This is a genomic window from Tsukamurella asaccharolytica, from assembly GCF_007858435.1.
Lineage (GTDB): Bacteria > Actinomycetota > Actinomycetes > Mycobacteriales > Mycobacteriaceae > Tsukamurella > Tsukamurella asaccharolytica.
Genome location: NZ_VIGW01000007.1, coordinates 1 through 23,059 on the forward strand (window position 1 = coordinate 1; position 23,059 = coordinate 23,059).

Consider the following 23,059-nt stretch of genomic DNA (forward strand, 5'->3'; position numbering starts at 1 on the left):
CAATCCGAAACCGAACGCCGAAACGAACTACCCGGATGGCTGCACTTCTACAATCACCACCGACCCCACTCCGCCATCGGAGGCCGCCCACCCATCACCAGGCTGACCAACCTCCCTGGACATCACAGCTAGGGAGCGGCACGAGCGCAGCGAGCGCTAGAAGCCGCGGCCGGGGTTGAGGAGGTTCTTCGGGTCCCAGACGGCTTTGATGCCGCGGTGCAGGTCGAGGACGTCCTCGGAGAGTTCCTCGCCGACCCAGCGGGCCTTGAGAACCCCGACGCCGTGCTCGCCCGTGAGCGTGCCGCCCAGCGACAGTGCCGCCTGGAAGACCTCGTCGGCGGCGTCCCAGATGGCCTGGGGCACCTCCCGCTGATCCTTCGGATAGATCAGCGTGGGGTGCAGATTGCCGTCGCCCGCGTGCGCGCACGTGGGGATGTCGACGTGATACTTCGCGGAGATCTCCTCGATGCGGGCGAACATCTCCGGCAGCTTCGAGCGGGGCACGCCCACGTCCTCGGAGAAGATGTTGCCCGCGTGCTCGTAGGCGTGGAACGCGGCGCGGCGCACGGCGAGCAGCTCGGCGGCCTCGACGGGATCCTCGGAGACCACGGTGTAGTGCGCCCCGGCGGCCTCGAACTCGCGCGCCAGCACCGCGGCATCGGCGGGCGTCGCGCCCTGGCCGATGAGCATCGCCCGCGTCTCGTCCTCGAGCCCGAAGGGGCGCAGCGCCTCGACGCATTCCAGCGTGCGGCGGTCCATGAGCTCCATCAACGCGGGTACGACGCCCGTGCCGACCACTGCGGCGACGGCGGCCGCGGCGCTGACCACGTCCGGGAAGGACGCGGCGACGGTCGTCGGCGGGATCACCGGCGCGGGGCGGAGTTTGACGGTGACCTCGGTGACGATGCCGAGCGTGCCCTCGCTGCCGACCAACAGCTGGGTCAGGTCGTAGCCGGTGACGCCCTTGACGGTGCGCCGCCCCGTCCGGATGATCCGGCCGTCGGGTAGCACGACCGTCAGCCCGAGCACGTACTCGCGGGTGACGCCGTACATGACGCAGCGCAGGCCGCCCGCGTTGGTGGCGACGTTGCCGCCGATGGAGCAGATCTCGTACGACGACGGATCCGGCGGGTACATCAGCCCGTGCTCGCGGACCGCGCGATCGAGGTCGGCGTTCAGCACCCCGGCCTCCGCGCGGGCGTACTGATCGGCGACATTGATCTCGAGCATCGCGTTCATCTTCGACAGCGCGATGATCACGCAGCCCTCGATGGCGCTCGCGCCGCCGGCGAGGCCGCTGCCCGCGCCGCGCGGCACGATGACCACGTCGTTGGCGTAGCACCAGGCCGCCGCCGCGGCGACGTCCTCGGTGGTCTCGGCGAGCACCACCGCGAGCGGCACGGCGCCGTGCACCGGCGAGCAGTGGTCGACGGCGTAGGCCGCCATCACGTCCGGATCGGTGAGCACCGACCCGGTGAGCTGCGGAAAGCCCTCCAGAGACGCCACTTACATCGGCATGAGGTAGGTGCGGCGCGGCACGCGCTGCAGCTCCTTGTCGCGCAGCTGCGCGATCGACTTGCGGATCAGCAGCCGGGTCTCCTTCGGCTCGATCACGCCGTCGATGTAGCCGCGCTCCGCCGCCAGCCACGGCGTCGCCATGAACTGGTTGTAGAAGTCGATGAAGGCCTGCCGGATCGCCGGGCCGTTCTCGCCGGCCTCCTCGATCTCGCGGCGCTTGATGATCGCGGCGGCGCCCTCGGCGCCCATCACGGCCAGGCGCGCCGTCGGCCACGCGAAGACGAAGTCGGCACCCAGCTGCTTGGAGCCCATCACGGCCCACGCGCCGCCGTAGGACTTGCGCAGGATGATGGTGACCTTGGGGACGGCCGCCTCGACGTAGCTGAAGATGAACTTGCCCGACCGGCGGATGGTGCCGATCTTCTCCTCCTCGACGCCGGGCAGGATGCCGGGCACGTCGACGAGGAACACGAGCGGGATGTTGAAGGCGTTGCACAGGCGCACGAACCGCGCCGCCTTCTCCGAGGCCTGCGTGTCCAGGGTGCCGGCCATGTGCATCGGCTGGTTGGCGACGACGCCGACGGGCTGACCGTCGACCCGGGCGAAGCCGGTCACGATGTTCGGCGCCCACAGCTCGGCGTACTCGAGGAAGTCACCGTCGTCGAACACCCGCAGGATCACGTCGTGGATGTCGTAACCGGCGGTGTCGGCGTCCGGGATGATCGACTCGAGCGAGAGGTCGGAGTCGGTGATCTCCGGCTCCAGGCCCGGGTTGACCAGCGGCGCGCGCTGGTGACTCGAGTCCGGCATGAACCCGAGGTAGCGCTTGACCCAGTCGAACGCCGCCGCCTCGTCGACCGCGACGTGGTGCAGGTTGCCCCACTGGGCCTGCTTGACCGCGCCGCCCAGGTCCTCCGCGGAGGTGGTCTCACCCGTGGTCGGGCGGATCACCTCGGGGCCGGTGACGAACATGTAGGTGTTGTCCTGCACGCCGATGAGGACGTCGGTGTTGGCCGGCGCGTAGACCGCGCCGCCCACGCAGGTGCCGAGGATCATGGAGATCTGCGGGACCTGGCCGCACAGGCCGTCCTGGTGCCGTCCGAGCTCGGCGTACCAGGCGATCGACGTGGCCGCGTCCTGGATCCGGGCGCCGCCCGAGTCGTTGATACCGACCACGGGCAGGCCGGCGGCCGCCGCGAAGTCGTACAGCTTGACCATCTTCCGGCCGAACATCTCGCCGACGGTGCCCGCGCCCACGGTCTGGTCGTGGCTGAAGGCCGCGACCTTCCGGCCGTTGACCAGGCCGTACCCGATGACCACGCCGTCCTTGATCTTGTCGTCGCCGGGCGACTTCGCGAGCTGATCCAGCTCGACGAAGGTGCCCGCGTCGAACAGCATGTGCATGCGGGCGCGCGCGCTGGGCAGGCCCTTCGCGTCGCGCCGGGCCCGCGCCCGCTCGCTGCCGGGATCCTTGGCCGCCTCGAGGCGGCGGTACAGATCCTCGAGCTTGCCGGCGGTGGTGCTCAGGTCGGCGGTGCCGACCCCATCCGATACGTCCGTCACGTCTGCCACCCTATCCCCTGCCCGGAGCTCACCGGCCGCCGTCGGCCCGGTTCAGCTCGTCCGCCATGTGCGCCGCGATCTTGCCGATGTACGGCTCGTCGATGATCTGCAGGTGGTCGCCGCCGATCTTGACGATCCGCAGGTCCTCGACGACGGGACCCCAGCCGCCGTCCGGCGCGATGTCGGCGAAGTTCGGCTCCAGCTCGACGGCACCGTCGTGCATGCGGTCCGCGCGGTACAGCGTGACCGTGCTGCCAAACTTCCCGTAGTCGGCCGGGTTCACCTTGATCAGCATGCGGTTGTCCACGAAGGACGTGCGCTGGTGCTCGATCATGGACGTCGGGATCTTCTTGTCGGACAGCTGCACCAGCTCCATGATGATCCGGAACTGGCCCTCGTCGTCGGCCGCGTTGAGGCGGTCCATGGGCAGCTCGATCTCGTCGCCGATGTCGTAGTTCTTGCGCGCGAACTTCTCCCAGCGCTCCAGGCGGGCCTTCTTCTCGTCGGGCTCGTCGGTGAGCGGGACCTTCGGCGCCACCACGTCGAGCAGGCCGACGAACGCGACGTCCTTGCCCTCGTCCTCGAGCGCGCGCGCCACGCCGTAGGCGAAGGCGCCACCGAGGCTCCAGCCCGCGAGCCGGTACGGCCCCTCCGGCTGGATCTCCTTGAGCCTGGGCAGGTACTCGGCGACCCGCTCCTCGATCTCGCCCTCGACGCGCTCGAAACCGTAGACCGGCAGGTCCTCCGGCAGCTTGCGCAGCAGCGCCTCGTAGGCGGTGGTGTTCCCGCCCGCGGGGTGGAAGAGGAAGAGCGGCGGGCGGTCCGGGTTCTCCGGCTTACGGAGCGTGCGGACGAAGCCCTCGACCGGGGTCGCCTCGTTCATGACGGCGCCGACGTAGGTCGCCATCTCCTCGATGTTCTTCGAGTCGATGACGTCCTCGATGTCGATCTCGCCGCCGGCACGCTCCGAAAGGCGCGCGGTGAGCTTCTCCGCCACGTCCTCGGCGAGCACGTCCAGCTCATTGAAGACGCCGCCGGGCGACTTACCCACGACGATCGCGTACGTGGCGAAGGTCAGGCGCTCCGCGGCGTCGCGCGGGGGCACGCCGTCGCCGATGGCTTCCGCGACGGCCGCACCGTCGAGCAGGTCGGGGGTCTCGGTCTTCTCGTCCGACGGTGCCGCGGGCGCGGCCTCAGCAACGGGCGCCTCAGGAGCGGGCGCAGGGGCTTCGGCCTTCGCAGCGGCCTCCGCCTTGGCGGCCTTCATCATCTCGGCCAGCTGGCCGGCGTCGGCGAGCTCGCCACTGCCGGACTGGTGCTCGGCGAGAGCATCCACCTGGTCACGGTGCTCGACCGCGTACTCGACGAACTGCACGACGTCGTTGAAGGAGGCGTCGCGCACCGCCTGGATCTGGATCGGCGGGATGTCGAACTCGTACTCGGCGCGGTTCTTGATGCGCATCGCGATGAGCGAGTCCATGCCCAGATCGATGAGCGGAATCTCCTTGGGCAGGTCCTCGATCTCGAAGCCCATGATCTCCGAGATGATCAGGCCCAGGCGGTGTTCCACCGTCTCGCCCGTGTCCGGCGACCAGCGCTCGCCGCTGCCCTCGGGAGCGGGGGCAGCGGTCTCCTCGGAGACGGTGATCGCGGGCTCGGCGTCGAGCCCGTCCAGATCAGCCTCGGACCCGGAGAGCTCGTCCACGGCGGGTGCGGCGGCCTTGGTGATGAGCGGCGCCGCGGCGGTGCCGGAGGCCTCGCCGCCCACGACGACGGCGTCCAGCAGGAGACGGAAGCGCCCCGCAGCAGCACCATTCGCCCCGCTCCCGGCGCCGAGGTTCTCGTGCACCTGGATCGACGCGCCGCCGGGGTGCGGGGTCAGGGTCGTGGTGAGGGTGAGCCCGTCCCTGGGCTCGCCGTGCTCGACAGCCGCGGTGACCGCGGCACCGTCGAGCACCTGCACCGCCGCATGCTTGGCGAGGTCGACCAGCGAGACCTTCGTCTGGTCGCCCAGAGTGAGCGCGCCGGCGTCGAGCTGCCAGACGTGCCGGCCGTCGGGCAGCGCGACGTGGCTGCCGGGGACCACGCCCGAGCCGCCGTCGGGCAGCTTGGTCTGGATCCAGATGTGCTTGCGCTGGAACTTCGTCCGCGGCACCGGCGCGTACCGGCCGGGGCCGAACAGCGACGCGACGTCCACGTGGTGGCCGCGCGCGAAGACGGTGGCCAGGGCGGTCATGACGGTGCCCGGCTCGTCCTCCTTCCGCTTGAGCGTCTGCACCAGAGCGGCGTCCTGGATGCCGGAACCGAAGGTGACCGCGGCGACGGAGATCAGCGTGATCGGGTTCGGGGAGAACTCGATGAAGGTGCGGTATCCGGCTTCGACGGCCTTCTCCACGGCCTGGGTGAACCACACGCTGTGGCGCAGGCCCTTGATCCAGTAGTCCACGTCGTGCACCGGCGCGTGGCCCGCCTTGTAGAACTCCTCCTTGTTCACGGTGGAGTACATGGGGTACCGCAGCGGATGCGGCTCGATGCCCATGAGCTCGGCCTGCAGCTCGCCGAGCAGCGGGTCCATCTGCGATGTATGGGAGGCGCCGCGGGTCACGAGCTTGCGCGCCATGAGGCCCTTGGCCTCGGTCTCCTCGACGATCTTGTCGATCACCTTGCCGGGGCCGCCGAGCACGGTGTGGGTGGGCGCCGCGTAGACGCAGATCTCCAGGCCCTCGTACTCGCCGAGCACGGTATCGATGTCGTCGGCGCTGTACTCGACGAGCGCCATGAAGCGCTCCATCTCCTCGGGCAGCATCGCCTCGCCCTCGCCCATGAGGCGCGAGCGGTTGCAGATCACGCGCACCGCGTCCTCCAGCGAGAGGCCGCCGGTGACCCACGCCGCAGTGGCCTCGCCCATCGAATGGGGCAGCACCACACCGGGTTCGATGCCGTGGTGGCGGAACAGGCCGACCAGGGCGACCTGGATGGCGAAGATGCCCACCTGGCCGGTCTCGATGTGGAAGGTCTGCTCGTCGTCCGTGATCATGTCGGCGTAGTCGTCACCCGACTCGTCGATGATGAGCTCATTGACCTCGTCGAAGTAGTGCTTGAAGACGGGGTTCTCGAGGTAGAGCTGCTTGGCCATCTTGCGGTGATGGCTACCGAAGCCGGAGAAGATGAACGCCGCGCCGGCCGCGTCGGGCTGGTTGGCGGAGATCACGTTCGGGGCGTTCTTGCCCTCGGCGATGGCGCGGAAGCCCTTGATCGCCTCGTCCAGGTCCTTCGCCATGACGACGGAGCGGACGCGGCCGTGGTTGCGGCTCGCGAGCGTGCGGCCGATCTCGGCGAGCGTGTACTCCTTCGCCTCGTCGCTTTCGAGCCACGCGACCAGCTCGGCGGCGGCGGCCCGTCGGCGCGACGGGACGTAGGCGCTGAGCACCAGCGGGACCGCGGCCCCGTCGGCGGTGGCTGCGTAGAACTCGGGCACAGCGTTCGCGGGGGCGTCGTCGGAATCAGAGGCGCCCACAGCGCCTTCCACGATCTCGGGAGCGACGTACTCCTTGATCACGACGTGCGCATTGGTGCCACCGAAGCCGTTGCCGGTGACGCCCGCGAGGCGGCTGCCGGAGTACTTGGGCCACTCCGTGTTCCGCGTCGCCATGAGCAGGCGGTTCGCCTCGAACTGGATGTACGGGTTGGGGCCCGCGAAGTTCAGCGACGCGGGGATCTGCCCGTGCCGCATGGCGAGCAGCACCTTCGCGACCCCGGCGATGCCCGCGGCGGCCTCCAGGTGGCCGAAATTGGTCTTCGCCGAGCCGAGGAGTAGCGGCTTCTCCGCCTCGCGGCCGCGGCCGAGGACGCGGCCGATGGCGTCGGCCTCGAGCGGGTCGCCCAGGATCGTGCCGGTGCCGTGCGCCTCGAGGTAGTCGACGGTGCGCGGGTCGATGCCGGCGTCGATGTAGGCGTCGCGCAGGTTCGTCACCTGCGCCTCCGGGTTCGGCGCGAAGATGCCGTTGGACTTGCCGTCCGAGGTCACCGCGGACCCGGCGATGACGCCGAGGATGTCGTCGCCGTCGCGCTCGGCGTCGGCGAGGCGCTTGAGCAGCACCACGCCGCCGCCCTCGGCGCGGATCATGCCGTTGGCGTCGGAGCTGAAGGCCTTGATCTTACCGTCGGGTGCCTGCGCGCCGAGGCTGTCGAAGCCCAGCGTCGCGGCGGGCACGATGAGCATGTTCACGCCGCCGGCGACGGCCATGTCGGTCTCGCCGGCACGCAGGCTCCGGACGGCCTGGTGGATCGCGACGAGCGACGACGAGCACGCCGTGTCGACCGCGACCGACGGGCCGTGGAAGTCGTAGAAGTACGAGACCCGGTTGGCGACGATGGAGGTCGACGTGCCGATCAGCGCGTACGGGTTCGCCTTCGTCGGGTCGGCGACGGCCAGCATCTGGTAGTCGTTGGCCGAGCTGCCCAGCCACACGCCGGTGCGGGTGCCCTTGACGGAGCTGGCGGGGATGTTGGCCTGCTCCAGTGCCTCCCACGTGAGCTCGAGCGCGAGCCGCTGCTGCGGGTCCACCATCTCGACCTCGCGCGGGGTCATCTGGAAGAACTCGGCGTCGAAGGAGGCCACGTCGTCGAGGTAGCCGCCGCGGACGTTGGCCTCGTCGAGCACGGCCTTCAGGCGCGGGTCCTGCTTGAACTCGAGCCAGCGGTCCTCGGGCAGATCGGTGGTGGCGTCGCCGTTCCCGATGAGGAACTCCCACGTCGACTCCGGGGTCTCGCCCGCCTTGGGGAAGCGGGTCGCCAGGCCGACGACGGCCACGTCGTGCGTGCCGCGGGCCGCCTCGAAGTCCTCGCCGCGGTCGTACTGCGCCGCCTCGGCCGCGAGGTCGTCGTCCGAGACCACCGGGTCACCGTCGATGATGCGCTGGCTGAGCAGGGCGATCGTCGGGTGCTGGAAGGCGACGGTGGCCGTCAACTGCACGCCGGTGAAGTCCTCGATGTCACTGGCCATCGAGACCGCGTCGCGCGAACCCAGGCCGAATTCGTCGAGCGACTTGTCGTCGGTGATGTTCTCGAGCGGCTGCTTGGTCGCATCGGCGATCCACTGCCGCATCCACGCGCGCAGTTCCTCGAGGCTCAGATCCTCGCGGGCCTTGCCGGTCGGGCCTTCATGGGGGGTGTACTCGTTCTCAGCCATGTGTATCTACCCTTCGCGTCGAGACCGTGGATTACCCAGTCGCGGGTGATGAAGTTGTTGTGCTCCCGTGCGCCGGGTGATGCCCAGCGCAGCGGGTTGCCGGCACTACTGGACGTTGTTCGCGTCGGCGTCCGGGAACGCCGTCTGCGTGTAGCCGCCGCGGAGCGTGCCGTCGATGTAGGCGGCGCGGCCCGCACGACGGGCGATCTTGCCCGAGCTGGTGCGGGGCAGCGATCCGCCGGGCACCAGCAGGACGTCGCGGGCCAGCACGCCGTGGGCGGCGCCCACGGCCGAACGGATCCCGTCGGCGAGGGCCTGCTGGTCCTGCTTGGCGCCACCGGCGCCGAGTTCGGCCACGATGACCAGCTGCTCGCTCTGGTCGTCCGCGTCGAAGGTCAGGCCCGACGTGGTGGACTCGAAGACGGCCGCCGGCAGCTCGTTGGCCGGCACCGAGAACGCCGCGACGTAGCCCGTACGGATGTACTTGGTATTGGACTCCTGCGCCGTGAACTCGAGGTCCTGCGGGTAGTGGTTGCGGCCGTCCACGATCACCAGGTCCTTGACGCGGCCGGTGATGTACAGCTCGCCGTCGTGGTAGACGCCGAAGTCGCCGGTGCGCATCCACTTCGCCCGCTCGAGGTTCTTGACGCCCTCGGAGTGGCTGCCCTCGGAGAGCGGGGTCAGATAGTTCTGGAAGGTGTCGCGGGACTCCTCGTCGCGCTGCCAGTAACCCGAGCCGATGTTCATGCCGTGGAGCCAGACCTCGCCCACGGAATCGTCGGGCACCTCCTTGCCGGTCTCCGGGTCGACGATGCAGGCCCACTGGCTCAGCGCCACGGTGCCGCAGGAGACCTGCGGGACCGCGCCCTCGGCACCCTCCTCGGAGACGACGAACGTGCCGGCCGCCAGCTGATCGCGGTCGACGTAGACCACGCGGGCCTCGTTCTCGACGGGCGTCGAGCTCACGAACAGCGTGGCCTCGGCCATGCCGAAGCAGGGCTTGATCGTCTTCGGCGAGAGGCCGTAGGGGGCGAAGGCCTCGTTGAACTTCTTCATCGACGAGACGGTGACCGGCTCGGAGCCGTTGATCAGGCCCTTGACGTTCGACAGGTCGAGGGTCTCGCCCTCCTTGGGCAGGCCGCGGGCGGCGGCGTGCTCGTAGGCGAAGTTCGGGGCGGCGGCGAAGGTCTCCGCGCCGTCCTCCACGGCGGCCAGCTCGTTGATCCAGCGGCCGGGGCGGCGCACGAACGCCGACGGGCTCATGATGGTGATGAACTTGCCGCCGAGCGCGGGGAGGATCACCGTGAGCAGGCCCATGTCGTGGAACATCGGCAGCCAGGTGACGCCGCGGGAGTTGTCGTTGAGGTCCAGCGCGTGGATCATCTGGATCACGTTCGTGCCGACGGCCTCGTAGGTGATCTGCACGCCGGCCGGGTTCCGGGTGGAGCCGGAGGTGTACTGCAGGTACGCGATGGTGTCGCGGTAGATCGGGAAGGGCTTGAGCGTCGAGCCGACCGAGTCGGGGATGGCGTCCACGGCGATGATCCGCGGGCGCTCCTTCGCCGGGAGGTGGCGGAAGAAGTTGCGGCAGGCCTCGGCGGAGCCCGACGAGGTGAGGATCGCCGTCGGCTTGCAGTCCTCGAGGACGATGCGCAGGCGGTCCGTGTGGCCCGGCTCGTCCGGGCTGAACAGCGGCACGGCGATGTTGCCGGCGTAGAGGGCGCCGAAGAACGCGGTCACGTAATCGAGCCCCTGCGGGGCTAGGATCGCGACGCGGTCCTCGCGCTTGGTGATGTGCTGCAGCCGGGCGCCGATGGCGCGCAGGCGGGCGCCGAACTGCGACCAGGTCAGCTCATGGACGACGCCGTCGCGCTCGCGGCTGTAGTCGATGAAGCGGTACGCGAGGGTGTCGGCGCGCTCTCGTGCGTTGCGCTCGACGAAGTCGACCAGTGTGGTTCCTGGGCGGAAGAAGATGTTGCCGTCCTCGTCCAGAAACTGGTCAAACTCGTTGTTCATGCATCGCTCCTTGTAACCGTCGCCCGGCGGCGGACGGTCATACAGTGGTACATCGCGTGGCGGTCACGTCCCGTTGCGGGCCTGTGCGCCACCTCATAGTGCTTGACATCCGCAACATGTCTACCCGCTCGGGGCGGTCGCACGCTGTGAAAATCCGCAAACCCGGTTATCATACCGCGCCTCGTCGAGCAGGACGAAAACCCAGAGGTCGGGCCACGACGGGACTCACTCGCCCTTGAGCTGCTCCAGGACGGGCGCGAACGCCTCCATCTGGGTGGGGATCACGCCGACGTAGGACATGCCCGTCGCGGCGCGGGTGGCGCGCACCTGGTCGGCGATCTCGTCGAACGTACCGATGGCGAGGTAGGGCGAGCCGAGGACGTCGTCGATCGTCACCTCCTTGTCGATCTCGATGCTCGCCGAGAGGCCGCGCTCGATGGCTTTGAGCGCGAAGTCGGCGACCTGCTCGCGGTCGTCGGTGATGACGATGGTGGCGATCGACCAGGAGAGCTCGAGGTCGGCGAAGCGCTCGCCCGCGGCGGCCTTCACGATCTCGACCTTGTTCTTCACGGCGTCCATCGACATGTCGGAGATCTTGAGCTTGCCCTCGGAGGAGCTGCGGGGGTTGATCGAGACCACGTCGGCGCGGCGCGCGGCCAGCTCCAGCGTGCGCCGGGCGCCGGCGCCGATCGCGATCGGCGGGCGCGGACCCTGCCGCGGCCGCGGGTAGCCCTTGAGCTCGGAGACCCGGAAGACCTCGCCCTCGAACTCGGCCTCCTGGCCGCGGAGCAGCGCGTCGAGCACCGTCAGGCCCTCGTCGAGGCGCTGGAAGCGGCGGTCGGGCGACTCGAACTCGATGCCCGCCTGGTCGAAGTCCTCCTTGAAGGCGCCGAGGCCCAGGCCGACCTCGAGGCGCCCCTTGGACAGCACGTCGATGGTGGTGAGCTCCTTCGCCAGCACCGCCGGGTGCCGGAAGGGCATCGCGAGCATCGACGTCGCCAGGCGGATCTTCTCCGTGCTCACGGCCAGCGCCCCCAGCGCGGCCAGCGGTCCCACTTGCGCGTCCAGCCGGTCCGGGATGGCGAAGGTGTCGAACCCCAGCTCCTCGGCCTCCTGCGCGAGCTTGACGAACTTGCGCGCGCCGCCCTCGTCGGCGTTGCCGGCGCCGCCGGCCGCGAACCGGAACTTGCGGGGCTCAGTGGTCACGTGTGGGTACTCCTGGTCGACGGTGCGGGTCGTGAAACGTTGCGCTCAGCCTAACGGTTGCCCGACGGTGCCTCGGCCGCCCTGTGATTCCCGGTGCCGGTGACCAGCGCGCGACCAGCCGGGGGAAGTCCGCCGCCGGGTTCCCCTGTGCCGGCCTCGGCGCCGTCGTCCCCCGCTCGGCGCCGATTCCCCACCGCGGCGTTCGGTCCCCCACCAGACGCCGCTCCACAGGTGGGGGACCGAACGTCCCCCACTCGCCGCCGAATCCCCCACCAGACGCCGGCTCTCCCCCACCGCACGCCCGGCGTTTCGCGGGGGCCCGAACGTCCCCCACTCGCCGCCGAATCCCCCACCAGACGCCACCGCGAGGCCTGTCCTCCCCCGCTCACCGCCCGATCCCCCACCCAACGCCGCGACCGGCGACAATGGGCGGGCGGCTGGAGAGACCGGCTCGCCGAAAGAGGTGGCGCGGTGCAGCGACGGAACTTCCTAGTGGCGGCGGGGGCGGCGCTACTGGCGGCGTGCGGCGCACCGTCGAACCCGCCGGCGGAGAGGTCGCCCGTGGACCGGGGCGGACGACGGTGGCGCATGCCCGACGAGGGCGACCGCCACGAGCGCACGTGGATGGCGCTGGCCGCGCGCGAGGACGTGTGGGGGCGCACCCTGCTGCCCGACGTGCAGCGGACGCTCATGCTCATCGCGACGACGATCGGCCGCTTCGAGCCCGTCTCGATGCTGGTGCGACCCGACCAGCTGGACGGCGCCCGCGCGCTGCTCGGCGCCGCAACCGGCGTCACCCTGGTGCCCGCAGAACTCGACGATCTGTGGATCCGCGACACCGGCCCGACGTTCGTCACCGGCGAACAGGGCCTCGCGGGCGTCGACTTCAACTTCAACGGCTGGGGGAACAAGCAGATCCACGACGCCGACGCGAAGGTCGCCGGCTTCGTCACCGCGCAGGTGAGAGCCGAGGCTGTGGGGACGGACCTGGTGATCGAGGGCGGCGCGCTGGAGGTCGACGGCGAGGGCACCGCGATCATCACCGAAAGCTGCGTGCTCAACGACAACCGGAACCCCGGTTGGACGAAGCAGCAGGTGGAGGCGGAGCTGAGCGATCTCCTGGGAATCGACAAGGTGATCTGGCTGCCCGGCATCAAGGGCAAGGACATCACCGACGGGCACACCGATTTCTACGCGCGGTTCACTTCGCCCGGGGTGGTGGTGGCCGCCCAGGACGACGACCCCGACTCCTTCGACCACGATGTCACGAGACGTCACCTGGAGATCCTCCGCGGCGCCACCGACGCGAAGGGTCGGAAACTACAGGTGGAGGCGCTGCGCGCGCCGTCGACGGTCCGCGAGCGGCACGCGATCGACGACGACTTCGCCGCGGGCTACATCAACTTCTACCTGTGCAACGGCGCCGTGATCTGCCCGCAGTTCGGCGATACGGACACCGACGGCGCGGCGCGCGCGACGCTGCAGCGGCTGTTTCCCGGCCGCGAGGTGGTTCAGCTCGACATCGACCCGGTCGCTGCGGGCGGCGGCGGGATCCACTGCGCCACCCAGCAGCAACCGGCCCGATGAGCGGAGAGCCCGCGGCTACTTCGTCTTGGGCGCCCGGTCGATGACGCCGGTGGCCCAGCCGGTGAGCCACTGCGTGGCCGTCTTGCCCTCGAGCGACCAGTTCGCGGTGGTGCCGTACGCGGCGTGCGAGTTCTGGGTGACGGTGGAGATCACCTGCGGCAGGCCTGTGGCCAGCCCCAACAGCCCGCCCTTGGGCTGATTGCAGATGGGGTCGTTCGAGCCGCAGATCGTGACGACGCGGTCGTTGACCGAGCCGAAGCCACCGTCGCGCTTACCCTGCAGGTCGACGCCGGAGAAGCTGAAGCCCGCGAAGGTGACCTCGACGCCCTCACCCTCGGGGTCGGGGCCGATGGCGCGGCCCTGCCCCTGGACCCGGCGGCTGTCGGAGATCAGGCCCACGCCGAGCAGTCGCTCGGCGGTGATCGGTCCGTTGCCGGCGCCGATCCGCGCGGCGATGTTGCCGGCGATCGTCGCGCCCTGCGAGAACCCGACGAGGACGAAGCCGGTGCGCGGGCACTTGTCCGTGACCGCGGTGATCTTGGCGATCGCGCGGTCGGTGCCCTGCTGCCGCGACGCCTGATACGTCATCTGGCCGTCCGGTGGCACCGCGACCGGATTGTGGAACTGGGCCGCGTAATTCAGGGTCCAGATATCGGCTCGGGCATCGGCGTAGCGCTGGTCCAGCGGGTTCGTCACCTGCAGCATCAGCGAGCGCGGGTTGAACTTCGGCGCCTCGGGCGAGTCGGTGGCCGAGGACTCCCAGGTGCCCGGGAAGGAGATCAGCTGAACGTCCGGGCAGTCCGCGGCCTGCGTCCCCGTCGGCGGACCGGGCGGTGACGGCTCCGGCTTCCGGATCATCGTGATGATGAGCGTGACCACGACGATGATCGCGATGATCGCGGCGATGATGACGGCGATGCCGAACACGCGACCGGCCTTCCGCGCTCCCTGACTCTTCGTACCTGCCATTCCTATGTGAATACCAGGACTAGCTGTGGGGAGGCTTAGGCGCCTTGTCGATCACGCCGCGCGCCCAGGCCTGCAGCCACTGCGTGGCGGTCTGCCCGTTCGCCGACCAATCGGAGGTCGTCGCGTACAGCGCGTGCGAGTTCCCGGTGAGCACCTTCTCCAACTCGGGCAGCGTGGTCGCGATGTTCCCCGCCTGGAAGATGTCCTTCGGCTGGTTGCAGATCGGGTCCCGGTTGCCGCACAGGGAGACGGTGCGGTCCTTGACCGCGCCGAAGCCGCCCTCGCGCTTGCCGCGCAGCGACAGGCTGCCGAAGCTGAAGCCGCCGTAGGCCACCTCGACGCCCACGCCGGGCGGATTCGGGCCGGCGGTGCGGGCGTCACCGGGCTCGCGGCGTCCGTCCGAGATCAGGCCCACGCCCAGGACGTTCTCCGCCGGGACCACGCCCTTGCCCGCGCCGATCTCGCCGGCGATGTCGCCCGCGATCACTGCGCCCTGCGAGAAGCCCATCAGCACGAAACCGGTGAGCTTGCACCTGTCGTAGACCTTCTTCATCTGGGCGACCGACTTGTCGTAGCCCTCGGTGCGGGACTTCTCGTAGGAGGCCTGCCCGTCCGGCGGGATCGCGACGGGGTTCGACAGCTGCGCGACGTACGGGGTGGTCCACACGTCGGCGCGGGAATCGGGCAGCGCCGCGGCGAGCGGCGCGGTGACCTTGAGCATCAGCGAGTTCGGGTTGAACGTGGGCCGGTACGGATCGTCCCGCGACGACGACTCCAGCGTGCCGGGCACCGAGATCACCTGCACGTCCGGGCAGTCCGCGGGCTGCGAGGTCGGCCGCGCCGCAGTGGCCGACGGGCTCGACGAGGAACCGTCGGGACCGACGGGCGGGAGCGACGGCCCCGGCCGGAGCCAGGTGCCCACCAGGATCGCCAACAGGACGAGCGCGATGATCACGACCACGCCGACGACGATCGTCACCGGCGAGAACCTGCGCCCGCCGCTCTGCTTTTCGGGTTCCTGATGCGTCACGGGATCACTTCTTGCAGTAGGAGGACCGCGCCTCGGCGATGAACTTCTTCGCGTTCGCGGAGGCGGCGTCACCGTCGTACGGGCCGAGGATGCCGACCACGAAGGGCTCCAGGTTCTTGGCGTCGCGGCCAGACTTGTCGTACTCGCACGCGAACTGGGCGGCGTTGATCACCACGTCGTCGGGGGCCTTCACGCCGTCCGCGCGGACCTTGGCGATGAACTCCTTGTCCTTCTGCGGGGTCGCCGCGTTCGCGGTGGAGCTCGCGCCCGCGGAGCCCGACGTGCCCGGGTAGCCCGACGGTGCCGTGGCGGAGCCGGGAGCGGTCGCGGGCAGCGAGGTGGGCCCGCCCTCCACAGCCGTGGTGGGCGCCTCGACCGTCGAACTGCCGCCGCACGCGACGGCACCGAGCAGCACGCCGCCCGTCAGCACTGCGGCCGCGAGGGCTCCCCGAAGTCCAGCCATGTCTTCTCTCCTTGAAGTACGTCGGCACTGGGCGCTGCCAAGGCTACCGGCAGCGGCGAACCGCAACCCCCGGTCGGGCGTCAGCGTGCGGTCGCAACCCCGTTGACCAGTGCGATCACGCCGCGCTCGAATCGCTGCTCGAAGCCGCCGGGAATGGGCGTGGACTCGGCGACCGGGTAGCCGAGGCGCCCGCCCTCGTAGCCCTGGCGCCCCCACTCGGCGAAGATCGGCCCGTTGTTCACCACCGTCGCGGGGGTCTTCGGCGACCAGTAGATCTGGCCGCCCTGGAACCGCTGGAAGGCGCCCGCGGGGAGTTTCGTCTCGTCTCCCACCGGCAGGCCGAGCGGCGAGCGCTCGTAGTTCAGCGCGGCGTACTTGTCGCGGATCGCGCCGCGCACCGCGCGGGCGCCGGTCTGCGGACTCCAGTACACGGTGCCGCGCTGGAACTGCTGGTAGCGGCCCTTCTTATCGGGCAGAGCCTGCTCGGGCCCGGTCGGGTGGCCGAGCGGGCCGCCGGGGCCGCCCGTGCCGAGGTAGGCGCCACCGATCGCGGAGGCTGCGGAGCGGTGGGGCATCAGCGTCGGAGACCGTGTCACCAGCGAGCAGATCGTGCCCTGCTGGAAGTGCCGCTTCTGTATGACCGGCAACTACCACATGTGCGCCCCTCACGACATGTACGGCTTCAAGCGGGCCACCCCCGGAGCGATGGCCGAATACATGGTCTACAAGCGCAACGCCAAGGTGCACCGCGTCTCGAGCAGCCTGCCGCCGGCCCACGCCGCCTTCGCCGAACCCCTCTCCTGCGCACTGCACGCGGTCGAACGAGGTCAGCTCACCTTCGACGACACCGTGGTGGTTGCCGGTTGCGGACCGATCGGGCTCGGCATGATCGCCGGTGCCCGCGCCAAGAACCCGGCCCGGATCATTGCTCTCGACGTGATGCCTACCAAGCTCGAGCTGGCCAAGCTTTCCGGCGCCGATCTAACCATCAACATCGCCGAGGAGGACCCGGTCGGGATCATCGCCGACCTGACCGGCGGTTACGGCGCCGATGTCTACCTCGAAGGCACCGGGCATCCCTCGGCTGTGGGTCAAGGCCTCAACGTGCTGCGCAAAATGGGTCGATTCGTGGAGTACAGCGTCTTCGGCAGCGATGTGTCGGTCGACTGGTCGATCATCTCCGATGACAAGGAGCTCGACGTGCTCGGAGCCCATCTCGGCCCCAACTGCTGGCCCGCTGCCATCAAGCTGCTGGAGAACGGCGCGTTGCCGATGGACCGGATCGTCACCCACCAGTTGCCGTTGAGCGAGTTCCAGACCGGGCTCGACCTGGTTGCCAGCGGGAGTGACTCGATCAAGGTCAGCCTGCTGCCGTGAACTCACCGATCTGGATCGGCACCAGTTGGAAGATGACGAAGACCCTGGCCGAGGCACGCCAGTTCGTCGAACGGCTGCAGCAGTTCGACGATCCGCCGGAGTCGGTCCGCGCCTTCTTCCTGCCGGCCCATACCAGCCTGGCCGCGGTCGATTTCTGGTTGGGACCCAACACCAAATACCTGATCGGTGCGCAGAACGCCGACTGGGCTGAGGAGGGACCGCGGACCGGAGAGGTCTCCATGGGGATGGTGGCTGATGCCGGGGCGCAGATCGTCGAGGTCGGTCACGCCGAACGGCGGGCCGCCTTCGGTGAGACCGACGAGGTGGTTGCAGCCAAGGTGACCGCCGCGCTGCAGCACGGGCTGATCCCCCTCATTTGCGTCGGCGAGTCGGCCGTAGTGCGTCGCAGCGGTGCGGCGGTGGACTATGCGGTGGGGCAGTTGCGGGCGGCGCTGGCAGGGGTCAGCAGCAGCGAAGAGACGACCATCCTCGTTGCCTACGAACCGATCTGGGCCATCGGCTCCAGCGGGCGCCCGGCATTGCCGGAAGAAGTTTCCCAGGTCACCGGAGCGTTGCGCGAAACCCTTGTGGAGCACTCTTCCGGCACTGCCGATGCCGAGCGCGTGGTGCTCTACGGCGGCAGCGTCAGACCTGACAATGCTGCCGACCTGCTCGCTTGCAGTGGCGTCGGCGGATTGTTCATCGGCCGTGCCGCTTGGGACGCCGATGGCTTCCGCGGGCTGGTCAGCCTGGCGGCGCGGGCGGCTAGCCGTACCCCCCCCATCTGATCCAGACCTGAACCCACCGCGTTAGTCCGAGGAGGAGTAACACACATGCACCTGCCTACACATCGAACCCGGCTCGTCCGGGGGGCTGTCATCGCCGGCTTGGCGATCATCTTGCTGGTGGCGATGGCGCTGAACACCACAGTGATGACCCGCGAGGAGGCTGCGGCTATGGCACCGACCCCCTTCGATCCGGCCAAGACCGGCGCAGATCTGCTGAAGCGGGCCGAGACGGATTTGACCTACCGGCCGTTGGCTGAGGTCGTTGCCGGGATCCATTCCGATGTGGCCGGAACCGCGGGTCGGATGGGCGCGATCAAGCCCTTCGACACCACCTACATCTTCCCGGTCAGCTTCGAAGGACAGGTCAGCGAGGTGGCCCCGACCAGTGCAACCGTGACTGTTGCCCAGGTCCCGCCCCAGACCCGAGTGCAGGTGGCCACCGGCACCGCGGTCAACGGAGCGCCGGCACGCGATGCCCTGGGGTACAAGTTCTCTGATGCACCGGGGCAGACCGAGTACCAGTACGTCAGTGATGAGATCAAGAAGCTGGTCCAGCAGCGACTGTCTCAGGCGGCCACCGACCCGGGCCAGTTGCAGGGCAAGACCATCCGCGTCCGCGGAATGCTTTCGGTGCCTGGAGCGAGCAACACTGTGCCGGTCGCCAAGCCATTGATCGTGCAGGTCGTGGCCCTGGAGGTCGTGCGATGACCTCGGCCCATGAGGTGGTGTTGCGCGCGGTCGACATCGCCAAGACCTATGGGGTCACCCGGGCGTTGAAGGGAGTGAACTTCGAGGTCCGCAGCGGTCAGGTGACCGTCCTGTTCGGCGAGAACGGGGCCGGAAAGTCCACCCTGATGAAGATCCTGGCCGGTATCGAGCAACCGACCGCTGGGCATCTGGAAATGGACGGGGTTGCGGTGGCCTTCGCCGATTCCTCCGACGCCGTTGCCAACGGGATCTCGATGATCCACCAGGAACTCAATCTGTGCGCCAACCTAAACGTGCGTGACAACGTCTTCCTCGGTCGGGAGTTGCACACCGTCACCGGCACCGTCGACTACGCCAAAGAGGCCAAGATCACCGAAGAGCTGATGGAGCGTCTCGAAGAGCAGATCAGCCCGACGACCCTGGTGCAGGACCTGCGAGTGGGACAGCAGCAGGTGGTGGAGATCGCGAAGGCACTGTCTACCGAGGCGCGAGTGCTGATCATGGACGAGCCGACCTCGGCGCTCAGCGCCACCGAGGTCGAGGTGTTGTTCAAGGTGATTCGCGAGCTCACTGATCAGGGCGTGGCGATCGTCTACATCTCCCACCATCTTGAAGAAGCGCTGGAGATCGCCGACCAGGCCGTCGTCTTCCGTGACGGCGATCTGGTTGCCACCGCCGAAGCCAGCGAGATCGACCTCGGGTGGATCGTGCGGCAGATGGTCGGTCGTGATGCCGAGTACGACTTCCGCGACGCTCCGAGGGAGTTCGGTGAGGTCGTGCTTCGACTCGAGGACGTCAGTGTGGTGGATCCCGCCACCGGACGGCTCGCCGTCGACAGCGTCTCTTTGGATGTTCGTGCCGGTGAGATCGTCTGCATCTACGGACTGATGGGGGCCGGACGGACCGAGTTGCTCGAGGCCCTGGCGGGTAAGACCGATCTGGCCGCGGGTTCGGTGCTTCTGGACGGGCGCGACGTCGGCAAGCTGCCGACCCGTGAGCGCATCGCAGCGGGCTTGGGACTGGTGCCTGAGGACCGGCAGCGCGATGGGTTGATCCAGCTGATGAGCGTGGGCCGTAACGCGACCTTGTCCACGCTTCCCAGATTGATGCGCTGGCTGACCATCGACTCCGGTCGAGAACGCCGCCTCACCTCCGAGGCGATCCAGGATGTCCGGGTCAAGACCGCGAGCGCGCAGGCCCCGATCACGTCCCTGTCCGGCGGCAATCAGCAAAAGGTCGTCATCGCCAAAATGCTGATGACCGATCCCAAGCTGCTGATGCTGGACGAGCCGACCCGCGGCGTCGACGTGGGGGCCAAGGGCGAGATCTTCCGACTTCTCTTCGAGCGTGCCCAAGGTGGGCTCGGCGTTCTCTACGCCACCTCCGAGATCAGCGAGGCGCTGAGTGCAGCGCACCGCGTAATCACCATGAGCCGCGGCCGACTGGTCGCGGAATTCGATCCGAGGACCTGTACTCGTGAAGAGGTCATGGCCTCCTCCGATGAGCAGGTCAGCACCACAGAACCGATGGGAGCCCCGCAATGAGTGCGGTCACCTCGAACGCAGAACCGAGAAAGCTGTTCGGCAGAGTCACCCTCGAGCAGATCGCCACCCAGGGCCGGGCCCTGGTCGCCCTGGTGTTGATCATCGTGATCTTCTCGCTGCTCAGCGACAACTATCTTTCGACCGGCAACCTGGTCACGATCATCAAGCAGGTCGCGTTCAACGCACTGGTGGCCCTGGGCATGTTGCTGGTCATACTCCACAGCGGGATCGACCTGTCGGTCGGCTCAACTGTTGGCCTGACCGGCGCAGTGGCGGGAAACCTGTTCCAGGGCCTCGACATCGGCCTGAATGGTCTGGTGCTCTACCCCAAGGTGTGGGTGATCGTCGTCCTGGCGGTTGCGATCGGCTGCCTGGTCGGATGGGTCAACGGCATGCTGATCGCCAAACTGAATCTGGCGCCGTTCATCGTCACCTTGGGCATGCTCTATGTCGCCCGCGGTCTGACCGAAGTGTTGCTGAACGGCGAGAACATCACCCGCGAGCTGCGGGGGCAGCCCGAACTCGGAAACACTGGCTTCTTCGCGGTGTTCGCGTCCGCTCCGCTCGGAATCCCCATTGCCACCTGGGTTCTGATCGCGGTCACCATCGCGTTCGCGTTCTTGCTGACCAAGACTCCGTTCGGACGTTGGCTCTACGCCATCGGCAGCAACGAGCGCGCCGGTCAGCTCTCCGGTGTCCCCGTCGCCAAGGTCAAGATCTGGGTGTACGTGCTCTCCGGGTTCTGCGCCAGCCTGGTCGGCATCCTGCAGATCGCCAATATCTCATCCTCGACGGCCGACCTCGGTCAGTTCTATGAACTCAATGCGATCGCCGCAGTGGTGATCGGCGGAGCTGCCCTCTCCGGCGGGCGGGGCACCGTGCGCGGCACCATCATCGGTGCCTTCGTGATCGGCTTCTTGACCAACGGCCTGGTCATCGTGGGGGTGTCACCGTTCTGGCAGAAGGTGGTCACCGGTGCAGTCATCATCCTGGCTGTCGCCCTCGACCAGATCCAGCACATCCTGCAGCAGCGCCGCGCCGCTCGGCGCGCGACCCAGCGCACCTTGGCCGAGCAGTCGGGGCGGCAATCAGAATCGGCCGCTCAACCATGATCGAGTCGCCGCAAGAAATCGCACACAGCGAAAAGGAACAAAACAACCATCTAGAGCTAAGGACAATGTCATGACCGGACTCCTCTCCCGACGTACCATGTTGATCGCCACTGCGGGCTCTCTGGTAGCGGCAGTTGCCGCGTGCAGCGACCAGAGCGCGACCCCCGGGACGTCCTCCGGCGGTGCCAGCAGGGCCGCCGGCGGAACCATCGCCATCATCACCGTCAACCCATCCAACCCGTATTGGAAGGCCGAGGTCGATACCGCGGTCCGCGAGGCAACCAGGCTGGGCTACAAGACCACGACCTCGGCCCACAACAACAAGCCTGATCTGCAGACCCAGCAGGTCGAGACAGCGATCAATGACAAGGTCGCGGGCATCATCCTTGATCCGGCCGGCGCCGATGAGTCGGTCGCGATCGTGCAGAAGATCGTCGACGCCAAGATTCCGGTGGTCCTGGTCAATGCCGAGATCTCCCAACAGGGACTGGCGCGCGCCCAGATCGTGTCCAACAACGCTCAGGGAGCCACTGCGGGTGCTGAGGCCTGGGCAGAGAAGATGGGCTACAAGGGAAGCTACGTCGAACTGCTGGGCAAGCCCAGCGACAAGAACGCCCAGGTCCGCTCTGATGCGTACGCAGCAGTCCTCAGCCAGTATCCGGATCTCAAGAAGCTCGGGGCCGAGATCGCCAACTGGGATCGCCAGGAAGGCCAGGCGAAGATGGAAGCCCTGCTGGCCAAGAATCCAGACCTCAACGGAGTCATCGCGGGCAACGACGAGATGGCACTGGGTGCGATCAATGCGCTGAAGAGCGCGGGCAAGCTGGCCCAGGTCAAGGTCCTCGGGTTCGACGGGAACCAGGATGCGGTCGAAGCGGTGAAGAAGGACGAGATGGTCGCCACCGTCGTCCAGCCGATCGTCAAGGGCACCACCTTGGCGATCGAGGAGCTGAACAGGGCGATCACCAACACCGGAAGCGCTCCGGCTCAGGAGAAGCAGGCCCTGGAGTGCGTACTCGTGACCAAGGAGAATGCCGACAAGGTCAACAACTTCGAGGTGCGTCCCTGATCGAACGGCTCGGGTCGTAAGGTGCGACCAGGCACTTCGACAGACGGGCGACAGACATGCAAGGCACCGGTGCATCCCCTACCAATCGCGGACGGCATTCCGGCGGAATCGACCGCGCGGAGTCCCGCCGCCAGCTCATCGCTGAGACGGTGCTGGCGGCGGGGTCGGCGAGCCCGCAGGAATTGGCGGCCCAGTTCGGGGTGAGCATCGTCACGATGCACCGTGACCTCGCCGAGTTGGAACGTCGCGGCGTGGTCCGCAAATTCCGCGGCGGGGTCACTGCGCAGCCCTCCGGCGTCTTCGAATCCCAGATGTCGTACCGGATGGCCAACCGGGTGGCGCACAAGAAGGCCATCGCCAATGCAGCGCTGGACTATGTGCAACCCGGGATGTCGATCCTGCTCGATGACAGCACCACGGTGCTCGCCATGCTCGACGGTCTGGCCCAGCGAACGCCGCTGCATGTGGCGACGACCTTTCTCACCGGACTGCATCGCCTCGGCGAGCTCAGCCGCAGCCACGACTTGACAGTGATCGGCCTCGGCGGGCGATTCGATCCTTCCTATGACTCGTTCGCCGGTGTCACCACCCGCCAGCAGGTCGAGGGTCTGCACGTCGATGCCGTCTTCATGTCGACCTCCGCGGTCTCGCGGACCGACCTGTTCCACCAGGAGGAGCAGGTAGCCTCCCTGAAGCGCTCGATGCTCGGCTCCGCGACGGAGAAGTACCTACTTGTCGACCACTCCAAACTCGACCGTGTGGCACTGCTCAAAGTTGCCTCACTATCGGAAATGACCCTGGTCCTCACTGACTCCGATGCCGACCCCGCTGTGCTGGCGAGCTGGCGGGAGGCCGAGATTCCCTACCGGCAGGTCCCGGTCACCGAGACTGGGTCCGACCAATCGTTAGAAAGCTGAT

At 68.3% G+C, this 23,059-nt stretch carries 17 protein-coding genes and 1 pseudogene; 9 read left to right on the plus strand and 9 right to left on the minus strand.

Annotated elements, in window-relative coordinates:
- The coding region (locus FK529_RS13720) for an integrase core domain-containing protein (RefSeq protein ID WP_146562094.1) at nt 1-132 on the plus strand (132 nt) is incomplete at its 5' end.
- A 24-nt stretch (nt 133-156) separates the two neighbouring features.
- On the opposite strand, the gene FK529_RS13725 is transcribed toward FK529_RS13720, so the two are convergent.
- The 5 genes from FK529_RS13725 to FK529_RS13745 all read right to left on the minus strand — a co-directional run bounded on the left by FK529_RS13725 (nt 157) and on the right by FK529_RS13745 (nt 11,494).
- Nucleotides 157-1,506 carry an FAD-binding oxidoreductase gene (locus FK529_RS13725; protein WP_231703081.1) on the minus strand — a complete coding sequence of 450 codons (1,350 nt, stop codon included), beginning with the start codon at nt 1,504-1,506 and terminating at the stop codon, nt 157-159.
- Nucleotides 1,507-3,090 (minus strand): acyl-CoA carboxylase subunit beta, encoded by a 1,584-nt coding sequence (locus FK529_RS13730; protein ID WP_231703082.1) that lies wholly within the window; start codon nt 3,088-3,090, stop codon nt 1,507-1,509.
- A 19-nt stretch (nt 3,091-3,109) separates the two neighbouring features.
- The gene (pks13, locus tag FK529_RS13735; protein ID WP_146562096.1) at nt 3,110-8,272 is read right to left on the minus strand and encodes a polyketide synthase Pks13; all 5,163 of its coding nucleotides are present in this window, start codon (nt 8,270-8,272) and stop codon (nt 3,110-3,112) included.
- A 105-nt stretch (nt 8,273-8,377) separates the two neighbouring features.
- The gene (fadD32, locus tag FK529_RS13740; protein ID WP_146562099.1) at nt 8,378-10,288 is read right to left on the minus strand and encodes a long-chain-fatty-acid--AMP ligase FadD32; all 1,911 of its coding nucleotides are present in this window, start codon (nt 10,286-10,288) and stop codon (nt 8,378-8,380) included.
- Nucleotides 10,289-10,513: 225 nt separating this feature from the next.
- Nucleotides 10,514-11,494 (minus strand): TIGR03621 family F420-dependent LLM class oxidoreductase, encoded by a 981-nt coding sequence (locus tag FK529_RS13745; protein WP_146562103.1) that lies wholly within the window; start codon nt 11,492-11,494, stop codon nt 10,514-10,516.
- Nucleotides 11,495-11,965: 471 nt separating this feature from the next.
- Between FK529_RS13745 and FK529_RS13750 the strand changes: the two genes are divergently transcribed.
- Complete coding sequence (locus FK529_RS13750; protein WP_146562106.1) at nt 11,966-13,081, plus strand: agmatine deiminase family protein; 1,116 nt, start codon at nt 11,966-11,968, stop codon at nt 13,079-13,081.
- 15 nt (nt 13,082-13,096) lie between these two features.
- Here FK529_RS13750 and FK529_RS13755 read toward each other — a convergent pair whose 3' ends face one another.
- From FK529_RS13755 to FK529_RS13770, 4 genes are all read right to left on the minus strand, one after another.
- Nucleotides 13,097-14,050 (minus strand): cutinase family protein, encoded by a 954-nt coding sequence (locus tag FK529_RS13755; protein ID WP_146562110.1) that lies wholly within the window; start codon nt 14,048-14,050, stop codon nt 13,097-13,099.
- Nucleotides 14,051-14,069: 19 nt separating this feature from the next.
- Nucleotides 14,070-15,080, minus strand: coding sequence for a cutinase family protein (locus FK529_RS13760; RefSeq protein ID WP_146562113.1), 1,011 nt, complete (start codon nt 15,078-15,080; stop codon nt 14,070-14,072).
- A 4-nt stretch (nt 15,081-15,084) separates the two neighbouring features.
- Nucleotides 15,085-15,543, minus strand: coding sequence for a DUF732 domain-containing protein (locus FK529_RS13765; protein WP_146562117.1), 459 nt, complete (start codon nt 15,541-15,543; stop codon nt 15,085-15,087).
- A gap of 80 nt (nt 15,544-15,623) precedes the next feature.
- A complete protein-coding gene (locus FK529_RS13770; RefSeq protein ID WP_231703090.1) occupies nt 15,624-16,118 on the minus strand; it encodes an LGFP repeat-containing protein in 495 nt (164 codons plus the stop codon).
- Here FK529_RS13770 and FK529_RS13775 point away from each other — a divergent pair.
- The 7 genes and pseudogenes from FK529_RS13775 to FK529_RS13805 all read left to right on the plus strand — a co-directional run.
- Nucleotides 16,096-16,920: pseudogene (locus tag FK529_RS13775) on the plus strand (zinc-binding dehydrogenase); the annotation flags it as partial. The gene FK529_RS13770 and the pseudogene FK529_RS13775 sit on opposite strands and share 23 nt — an antisense overlap.
- On the plus strand, nt 16,917-17,708 hold the full coding sequence (locus tag FK529_RS13780) for a triose-phosphate isomerase (RefSeq protein WP_205124393.1): 792 nt from the start codon (nt 16,917-16,919) through the stop codon (nt 17,706-17,708). The pseudogene FK529_RS13775 and the gene FK529_RS13780, both read left to right, overlap by 4 nt.
- A 99-nt stretch (nt 17,709-17,807) precedes the next feature.
- Nucleotides 17,808-18,416 (plus strand): DUF2291 family protein, encoded by a 609-nt coding sequence (locus FK529_RS13785; RefSeq protein ID WP_158635120.1) that lies wholly within the window; start codon nt 17,808-17,810, stop codon nt 18,414-18,416.
- Complete coding sequence (locus tag FK529_RS13790) at nt 18,413-19,960, plus strand: sugar ABC transporter ATP-binding protein (protein ID WP_146562123.1); 1,548 nt, start codon at nt 18,413-18,415, stop codon at nt 19,958-19,960. The genes FK529_RS13785 and FK529_RS13790 overlap by 4 nt, the downstream gene beginning before the upstream one ends.
- Nucleotides 19,957-21,072, plus strand: a complete 1,116-nt coding sequence (locus FK529_RS13795) for an ABC transporter permease (RefSeq protein ID WP_146562126.1) — start codon at nt 19,957-19,959, stop codon at nt 21,070-21,072. Before FK529_RS13790 ends, FK529_RS13795 begins: the two co-directional genes overlap by 4 nt.
- A gap of 70 nt (nt 21,073-21,142) precedes the next feature.
- Nucleotides 21,143-22,141: a substrate-binding domain-containing protein gene (locus FK529_RS13800; RefSeq protein WP_146562128.1), complete on the plus strand. Its 999-nt coding sequence runs from the start codon at nt 21,143-21,145 to the stop codon at nt 22,139-22,141.
- 56 nt (nt 22,142-22,197) lie between these two features.
- Nucleotides 22,198-23,058: a DeoR/GlpR family DNA-binding transcription regulator gene (locus tag FK529_RS13805; protein WP_146562133.1), complete on the plus strand. Its 861-nt coding sequence runs from the start codon at nt 22,198-22,200 to the stop codon at nt 23,056-23,058.
- Nucleotide 23,059 lies beyond the last annotated feature (1 nt).

Bases quoted from the DNA above. Each gene is read 5' to 3' on its own strand.
- pks13 (WP_146562096.1), bottom strand. From the start codon at position 8,272: ATGGCTGAGAACGAGTACACCCCCCATGAAGGCCCGACCGGCAAGGCC.
- fadD32 (WP_146562099.1), bottom strand. From the start codon at position 10,288: ATGAACAACGAGTTTGACCAGTTTCTGGACGAGGACGGCAACATCTTC.
- FK529_RS13755 (WP_146562110.1), bottom strand. From the start codon at position 14,050: ATGGCAGGTACGAAGAGTCAGGGAGCGCGGAAGGCCGGTCGCGTGTTC.
- FK529_RS13765 (WP_146562117.1), bottom strand. From the start codon at position 15,543: ATGGCTGGACTTCGGGGAGCCCTCGCGGCCGCAGTGCTGACGGGCGGC.
- FK529_RS13770 (WP_231703090.1), bottom strand. From the start codon at position 16,118: ATGCCCCACCGCTCCGCAGCCTCCGCGATCGGTGGCGCCTACCTCGGC.
- FK529_RS13790 (WP_146562123.1), top strand. From the start codon at position 18,413: ATGACCTCGGCCCATGAGGTGGTGTTGCGCGCGGTCGACATCGCCAAG.
- FK529_RS13795 (WP_146562126.1), top strand. From the start codon at position 19,957: ATGAGTGCGGTCACCTCGAACGCAGAACCGAGAAAGCTGTTCGGCAGA.
- FK529_RS13800 (WP_146562128.1), top strand. From the start codon at position 21,143: ATGACCGGACTCCTCTCCCGACGTACCATGTTGATCGCCACTGCGGGC.
- FK529_RS13805 (WP_146562133.1), top strand. From the start codon at position 22,198: ATGCAAGGCACCGGTGCATCCCCTACCAATCGCGGACGGCATTCCGGC.